Source organism: Mesorhizobium sp. M8A.F.Ca.ET.021.01.1.1, from assembly GCF_003998025.1.
In the GTDB taxonomy this organism is placed as follows: Bacteria; Pseudomonadota; Alphaproteobacteria; order Rhizobiales; family Rhizobiaceae; genus Mesorhizobium.
The window spans coordinates 1-1,469 of sequence record NZ_RZSJ01000904.1 but is presented as its reverse complement, the minus strand read 5'-3'; the positions used below and the strand labels follow the sequence as shown (position 1 = coordinate 1,469).

At 64.8% G+C, this 1,469-nt stretch carries 2 protein-coding genes; both read right to left on the bottom strand.

Translation table 11 applies throughout. The features are described from left to right. A partial coding sequence (locus tag EOA36_RS35285; RefSeq protein WP_127281222.1) for a GntR family transcriptional regulator occupies positions 1–377 on the bottom strand: 377 nt, incomplete at its 3' end. A 10-nt stretch (positions 378–387) separates the two neighbouring features. Next, the coding region (locus EOA36_RS35280) for a formimidoylglutamate deiminase (RefSeq protein WP_127281221.1) at positions 388–1,469 on the bottom strand (1,082 nt) is incomplete at its 5' end.

The window sequence follows — 1,469 nt, the reverse complement described above, 5'->3', positions numbered from 1 at the left end:
AGCAGCGCCCTGTCTCCGGCATTGCTGCGCCGCTGCACGCGTTCCAGCCGCTCGTAGCGATAGGGAAGGCCCAGCGCCTCGACCTCGATCCTGATGTCGTGCAGTTCCAGCACCGCCGCTTGCGATTGCGGCTGGCGCACGAAACTGCCCGAGCGGCGGCGCCGCTCGATCAGCCCTGCCTTGGCGAGTTGCGACAGCGCCTTGTTCACCGTCATGCGTGAGCAATCATACTCGGCGGTCAGTTCATGCTCGAACGGAATGCGATGGCCTGGCGGCCATGCGCCCGACAGGATCTTCTCCCTGATGTCCGACAGGATGCGCTGATGCAGCGAGATGTTCTCGCCGCTCTCGATATCCTCTGTCACGACAAGGCTCATCGGCTTGCCTTCAGCTTCGGGAAAGCGCGGTCATCACCTGGCGGAACCGCTCGGCGATCTCCTCGCGCTTCGCATGCCTGCCGCCGCTGACCTGCTTTTGCCCGTGCACCCAGACGCAATCCACTTTGCCGGCATTGGCGAAGATCCACGCATCCAGGATCGCATCGCCCGTCTTGCCCGCCAGCGAGGGATTGCGGGCGTCGAGCGAGACGAGATCGGCTGATGAACCAGGCGCGATTTGCGATGCGCCGGCGCCAAGCGCGACGCTGCCGCCTTCGATCGCTGCATCGAACAGCGCGCGGCCCGTCGAGCCACCGGCTACCGCAAGCACATTGCGGGCGCGGTGCGCGAGGCGCTGCGAATATTCGAGCTGGCGCAATTCGTCGGGCAGGCCGATCAGCACGTTGGAATCGGAGCCGACACCGAAGCGGCCGCCATGCTCCCTGAACAAGGGCGCGGCAAAGGTGCCGTCGCCGAGATTGGCCTCCGTGATCGGGCAAAGGCCGGCAATGGCGCCGCTTTTGGCCATGCCGATGGTTTCGGCGTCCGTCATATGGGTGGCGTGGATCAGGCACCAGCGCTTATCGACATCGGCAGCCCCAAGCAGAAATTCGACCGGACGCGCGCCGGACCAGGCAAGGCAGTCCTCGACTTCCCTGACCTGCTCGGCGACATGGATGTGGATCGGCCCGTCCGGCGTCATCGCTGCAATCGCCGTGAGTTCCTCCGGCGTCGCGGCGCGTAGACTGTGCGGGGCGACGCCGACGACAGCTTGATTCAACGCGCGAACCGATTCGCGGCTTTTCTCAACAAGCCGGGCGAACTCATCCACTTCGTTGACGAATCGCCTCTGGCCTTCGTTTGGCGCGGCACCACCGAAGGAGGAATGCGCGTAAAACACCGGCAGCAGCGTCAGGCCGATACCCGTTTCGCCGGCCGCGGCAGCGATGCGCTCGGCCATCTCGGCAGGGTTGGCGTAAGGTTTTCCGTCGCGGTCATGATGGAGATAGTGAAACTCGCCGACACGGGAAAACCCGGCCTCCAGCATTTCGACATAGAGCTGCGCCGCCACCGCCTCGACCTGGTCTGGAG